General features: G+C 53.9%; 6 protein-coding genes. 5 read left to right on the top strand and 1 reads right to left on the bottom strand.

Translation table 11 applies throughout. The annotated features are described in order from the left end of the window. From IB250_RS28435 to IB250_RS28415, 5 genes are all read left to right on the top strand, one after another. Positions 1 to 1415 (top strand): RHS repeat-associated core domain-containing protein (locus IB250_RS28435; RefSeq protein WP_192347010.1); only part of this gene is annotated, 1415 nt, incomplete at its 5' end. After that, on the top strand, positions 1412 to 1831 hold the full coding sequence (locus IB250_RS28430; protein WP_192347009.1) for a DUF6896 domain-containing protein: 420 nt from the start codon (positions 1412 to 1414) through the stop codon (positions 1829 to 1831). The genes IB250_RS28435 and IB250_RS28430, both read left to right, overlap by 4 nt. A 152-nt stretch (positions 1832 to 1983) precedes the next feature. Next, positions 1984 to 2301 (top strand): hypothetical protein, encoded by a 318-nt coding sequence (locus IB250_RS28425; protein ID WP_192347007.1) that lies wholly within the window; start codon positions 1984 to 1986, stop codon positions 2299 to 2301. A gap of 571 nt (positions 2302 to 2872) precedes the next feature. Continuing rightward, the gene (locus tag IB250_RS28420; RefSeq protein ID WP_192347016.1) at positions 2873 to 3202 is read left to right on the top strand and encodes a hypothetical protein; all 330 of its coding nucleotides are present in this window, start codon (positions 2873 to 2875) and stop codon (positions 3200 to 3202) included. Positions 3203 to 3807: 605 nt separating this feature from the next. Then, positions 3808 to 4137 (top strand): hypothetical protein, encoded by a 330-nt coding sequence (locus IB250_RS28415; protein WP_192347004.1) that lies wholly within the window; start codon positions 3808 to 3810, stop codon positions 4135 to 4137. 146 nt (positions 4138 to 4283) lie between these two features. Here IB250_RS28415 and IB250_RS28410 read toward each other — a convergent pair whose 3' ends face one another. Beyond that, the gene (locus IB250_RS28410; protein ID WP_192347002.1) at positions 4284 to 6074 is read right to left on the bottom strand and encodes a bifunctional diguanylate cyclase/phosphodiesterase; all 1791 of its coding nucleotides are present in this window, start codon (positions 6072 to 6074) and stop codon (positions 4284 to 4286) included. Between the last annotated feature and the right edge of the window lie 74 nt (positions 6075 to 6148).

Here is a 6148-nt window from a genome sequence, read left to right as displayed (position 1 = left end):
CCGGTCGCGAACAAAACCGCCAACAAGGCCTGCTGCTCAGCGAATATGCCTACGACGACCAGGGCCGACTGAAGGCCCACGCCGTCAGCCAACAGCAAAAAAACCTGTACCGCCGCGACTATGCCTATAGCCTCAACGGCAATCTCGACCACATCGCCGATACCCTTCATGGCCAGCGCAATTACCAGTACGACCCGCTCAACCGCCTGACCCGTGTGCGCCACTCCCGCGACCAGCCGCGGGAAAGTTTTGCTCATGATCCGGCGGGCAACCTGCTGATGCAGGACCGCCCGGGCGCGGCGACCATCAAGGGCAATCGCCTGCTGATGCAAGGCGACCGGCATTACGACTACGACGCCTTCGGCAATCTGATCCGCGAACGTCGCGGCACCGGGCAGAAACTCGTCACCGAGTATCGCTACGACGGTCAGCATCGCTTGGTCGGCGTCACGACGCCGGACGGTCGTTTTTCAAGTTACCGTTACGACGCTTTCGGCCGCCGTATCAAGAAAACCGTCGGCGGGAAGACTACCGAGTTCTTCTGGCAGGGCGATCAGCTCGTCGCTGAAAGCAGCCGTGAGCATTACCACAGCTACGTCTACGAGCCCGGCAGCTTCCGGCCGCTGGCCCTACTCGACGGCAAAGGCCCGAAAAAGGCCTGCCCGTTCTACTACCAACTCGATCACCTCGGTACGCCGCAGGAACTGACCGATTTTGGTGGCGAAATCGTCTGGTCGGCGAAGTACAACGCCTACGGCAAGGTCACGCGTCTGACGTTTGGTGGGGGCGAGCAGCTCGAGCAACCGCTTCGTTTTCAGGGGCAGTACTTCGATGCCGAGAGCGGTCTGCACTACAACCGGCATCGGTACTATGATCCGGAGGTGGGTCGGTATCTGACGCCGGACCCGATCAAGTTGGCGGGCGGGCTGAACCAGTACCAGTACACGCCGAATCCGACGGGGTGGGTTGATCCGTTGGGGTTTAGTACCTGCCCCGGGGGTGATGGGTGTAAAAAACTGTCGTTTGGAGAGCAGGATCCGACCGGCAAGGCGGAAATTGACGAAGGTGAGCCTCGTCTGCCTTCTGTGATCCGTGATGTTGATCCAAACAGTCTAAAAAGAACCCATGCGATAGAAGGTAAAGCTTCCACAAAACAAGTAGAAACAATTGCCAGCAAAATGCAAAAAAGTGGGTATGACGATGATTGGCCGATTGATGTTGTGGAGCATAACGGAAGTCGCTATATAGTCGATGGGCATCATAGAGCTTCTGCGGCCAGACGAACTCATACAAAAGTTACCATTGAATTGATAAAGGACCTCGTTGGTCATCACAGCGCTTTTAATACCTTGAATGAGGTGGTGGAGTCCGCTGATAGCGTAGGGCATGACAGATTGATGAGGCCGAGAAGATGAAGAATAAAGATCTAGAGTGTTTAATTGACGATTTTTTGATTCAGGTTGACAGAGCTACAAGCTTGCTTGAGGAGAAATTTGGTAGAAGGTGTATTCTTAGACTTTGGCGAGCAAATGAGATTCCACAGCGAGGTAGAATTACAGCTAGTATTAGTTATGAATTGCATGGTGTCGGTTGTAGGGTGAAATTTCCGGAGGTTTGCATTGACTTTGATTATGGACCCGATGAAAGGGTTGATGGGTTTGATGTGTGGAGACTTTACATGTATGCAAGTGAGGTTCCTGGTTTACATCCTAAGTATAAAAATCAAAGCGTATTAGAGGCCGATTTTGATGAGTATATTAAGCTTGGGAAGGTTGAAAGGGTGTATGGTTCTATGTCGAGGTTGTACTTCAAAAATAAGGCTCGATGGTGAAGATTTTGGGGTTTATGTTTTTTAGAAGATACAGATTGAATGTGTGATGTAATAAGGGAGCGGGTGGAGAAAATAAATCCGTTCCCTTTATCGGATCAATTAAGGCGCAGAGCCGGCTTCGCTGCCGGTGAGAAACATTCAGGTACTTCAAGATGACAGAGTTTCCGGTTTTAGACGGCACTCTTGAAAAGATAACATGCGAACGCGACAGTTTGTGCATAGAGTTCCTAGATTGGCAGGAGGAGCTTTGGAATATTACCTTTGAAAACGTTTTAGGGGTTAAGTCTCTTGGAGCGGTGGGGGGAGAGGTTTCAGAGATGTTGCTGGAAAGTGCTACGTCCCTGTCACAGGAGCTAATTTTGATTGATGTCTCGGAAGTCGGGGCTAGTTACTGTTTTACCTCTGCTCGTGACAATAGTGTTGTTTTGACGATAGTGGCTAGTGGTTATATGGCTAAGAAAATTACTTGAGTGCAGGGTCACAATTAATGAGCGTGCTCGGTCCTTCCAGATCGAGATTTCATTCACGTGGCACAAGGGGGAAGTACGGCAGTTGAAATGATAGGGGATAGATTTTCATACGTTCTTTACGGTTGTTTGGATGGAAGTGTTTTCCGATCCTTTTTTGATTTCCCAGATCAAGGGGCTGACTACGAATTTCCATGAAGGTTACGGTGGAGCGAATTGATGTTGCCTTCTGATGGGGTGAGAAATTTCTGGACAAGGTCATCGGAAGTTTCCTTCAAGCCGTAGCGGTTTTCATGAACTGGTGCGAAATGAATTCACCCGATAGCCTTTGGTGGTCACTGAAAATTCAGTGGTGGGGTGTAGGAACCCTTCATCAGCATCGGAAATGCGTAAGCGTCGAAACCTGATTTGCGGCCATCAATGGGCGTCCGTAAGATCTGTTGCGGCGGCTGTGCGCGGGCACGCTTCGGCGTGGTCGAGTTTCCGATGCTCGGTATTCCTACCCCGCGTATAGCTGCCACCCAAGCCTGTAGGAAGGCTTTTGGCAGTTCCCATTTTCATCGGAAGGTCTCAAATGCCAACACTTCATCCCGATCCACCCTATGAAAAACCAATCCCCCACCCCAAAAACCGCTTTATGGCGCTCACCAGCAATTGCAGTGACATGCCTACCCTGTTCGTCGATACCCATGTGCCGCTCGATGTTTTGACCGAGGCCGCCAGCTATCGAATTCGCGCTGTAACCCAAGTGCTCGAAAACATGTCGATGCGTGGGTCGGTTGAGTGTGAGTCCTTCATTCTCAGCGACTTCGCTTTGCTCTGTGCCATTCCACTGCGCGATGGCTGCGATGTGCTGGATGTAATTGGGCGGCGGTTGCGGGCGCGGGCTTCGGGCGGTGCCTAGTGATGGATTAGTCCTGGAAATTTGCGGTGCCTGAGGGGGGCTTTTCGCGGGCAAGCCGCGCTCCCACAGATTTTTTGTGGTTGTTTGTGAATATTGCGAACGACACAAATGCAGATTAAACAATTGCGTATCTGACAAATGAACGTGGCGTGAGGGCAACCTCTCGCCACATTTACGTTTCTGCCTATCCGTTGATGATGGAGCGCCCATTAGCGAATCGCCCTACAGCAACATCATCCTTTCCCGACTTCTTTCCTGATTGATCCCCCGCAAAGTCTCGCGCGTTTATTTCCGTGTAGGTCCATCGGAGATTTCCTTCAAGTTGTAGCGGTTTTCATGAACTGGTGCGCGATGCGCTTCATCGATAGTCTTGGCCTGTCACTGCAAATTCAGTGACAGGGTGTGGAAGCCCTTCTATCGTTAGGCGCATCAAGCGCCACCAGTTCGGCGTTTTTTATCGTCTGTGTTTTATGGTGGCTGTGCGCGGGGCGCTTTCGAGTGCGCCGGGTGCCTAACGTCCTGGTCTTCCACACCTGCGTACAGCCGCCACCTATTGCGTGGAAGTGATTTCTGGCGGCTCCAATCCATACGTTAGGAATCAAACAATGACAGCAATTACCCCTGATCCACCCTACGAAAAACCAATTCCCCATCCCAAAAACCGCTTCATGGCGCTCACCAGCAATTGCAGTGACATGCCTACCCTGTTCGTCGATACCCATGCGCCGCTCGATGTTTTGTATGACGCTGCCGGCTATCGAATTCGTGCCGTCACCCAAGTGCTTGAGAACCTGTCCATGCGCGGCTCAGTCGAGTGTGATTCGACGATACTCAGCGACTTTGCCTTGCTCTGCGCCATTCCACTACGCGATGGGTGTGATGTGCTGGATGTAATTGGGCGGCGGTTGCGGGCGCGGCCTTTGGGCGATGTCTAGTGACGGATTAGTCCTGGAAATTTGTGGTGCCTGAGCGGGTCTCTTCGCGGGCAAGCCTCGCTCCTACGGGTTTTGTGTCGTTTGTAGATATGCGAACGACACAAAACTTGTAGGAGCGAGGCTTGCCCGCGAAGGCGTCAGATCAATCAGCGATGCCCAATGAGCAGTTCTTCTTCAGGTCCGGACACCGCCAGGCTATCAATCACATGCACGCTATACCCCGGCACATTCTTCGCGTGATGCTTGGCCTGTGATGCCATTTCCGCCAATTGGCTTGCATCGAGCTTTGCACAGGCCTGTGGATGCAAATGCACCACGCCGATGGACAGTGACAGCAGCGCAAACTCCTGCCGTATGCCTTGGCGATTCGGCGCGATGAAGCAGCCGGCTTCCAGGTGTTCGCTGCGGTAAAAGCGTCGGCATTGACTGTGGAAGTCGTCCAGCAATTGGTTCAGGCGTTTGCGCCAGTCTTCCGGGCCGAGCACCAGCAGGAAGTCGTCGCCGCCGATATGGCCGACGAAATCGCGGGATGGGTCGATGCGGTCGTTCAGGCATTGCGCCAGACACAGTAGGACTTCATCCCCGCGACCGTAGCCGTAGATGTCGTTGAAGGGTTTGAAGCTGTCGATGTCGACGTAGCAGATCACCGATTCCCGTTTCTGTTGCAGCAGCCGTGTCAGGCATTGCTGGATCGGTACGTTGCCCGGCAGCAGGGTCAGCGGGTTGGCGTAGCGGGCTTGCTGGATTTTCAGTTCGGTAATCAGCTTGAGCACGTCGATCACTCGGCCCAGCCCCAAATAGCTGCCGTTGAGGGTGATGATGAAGTCTTCTTCGATGCGCTGGCGGGCGCGGCTGGTGATCAAGCGGCTGACCTGTTGCAGCGACTGGCTCAACTCCACAGCGAGGAAGTCGTCGCTCATCAAGCGACTGATCGGCTTGCGGGCAAACAGGTCAGTGGCAAAGGGCTTGAGCAAGGCGTCCGAGAGCGAATGGCGGTGGACGATGCCACAGGGCTGGCCCTGTTTGTCGAGCACCGCCAGGGAGTTCAGGTTGGCCTGGCTGCGGAAGGCTTCCAGCACGGTGGCGGTCGGGGTGTCGCTGGTCACCGCCGGTTGGTCGTTGAGCAGGGCGCTGAGGTCGCTGACTTCTTCGTTCAGTATTGCGGCGACGCTGTTTGGTTTGGGTATGAAAGTTCGGGCATCGCGGGGCGGATGCTCCTGGGGCCGGCAGAGCAGATAACCTTGCAGCAGATCGACGCCCATTTCGGTCAACACCGCCAGTTCTTCCGGCAATTCGATGCCTTCGGCGATCACTTTTGCTCGCGAAGCCTTGGCGATCTGCAGGATCGAACCGACGAACTCACGCTTGAGCGCGTCCTGGTGAATGCCATCGATAAAATGCCGATCGATCTTGACGTAATCCGGGCGCAATTCAGACCAGAGGCGCAAGCTCGAATAACCGGCACCCAGATCATCCAGTGCAATGGAAAAGCCCATTGCCCGATAGTGATGCAGGGCGTTTTGCAGCAACTGGAAATCGTCGGTCGGGGTCTGTTCGGTGAGTTCAATGACCACCTGGCTCGGTGGGATGCCGAAATCCTGCAACAGTTGCAAAGTGCGTCCGGGTTGGTGGGCGGCTTCGAGCAGGGATTCCGGGGATACGTTGAGGAAGAGTTTGCCGGGCAGTTGCTGTTCATTGAAGCGTCGGCAAGCACTTTGACGGCAAGCGATCTCCAGTTCGTTGAGGCGACCGGCCTGGCGAGCTACCGCGAACAGGGCAACAGGGGAGTGCAGCGGACTGTTGGAGGGGCCGCGGCTGAGGGCTTCGTAGCCAACGATACGTCGTTCAGAGAGGGAAATGATCGGCTGGAACAGGCTGTGCAAACCGCTTTGAGTCAATATTGAGCTCAAGGCACTCAGCTGTTCGGTTGTGGTCATGGCATTCTCTGGCGATAAAAAAAGGACCGGGTGCAAGGTGCACCCAGTCCTTTATTTCACGACAGAATGATGTC

This window comes from Pseudomonas sp. PDM09 (assembly GCF_014852305.1).
Taxonomy (GTDB): domain Bacteria; phylum Pseudomonadota; class Gammaproteobacteria; order Pseudomonadales; family Pseudomonadaceae; genus Aquipseudomonas.
This window is presented reverse-complemented; position numbering and strand designations above follow the sequence as displayed.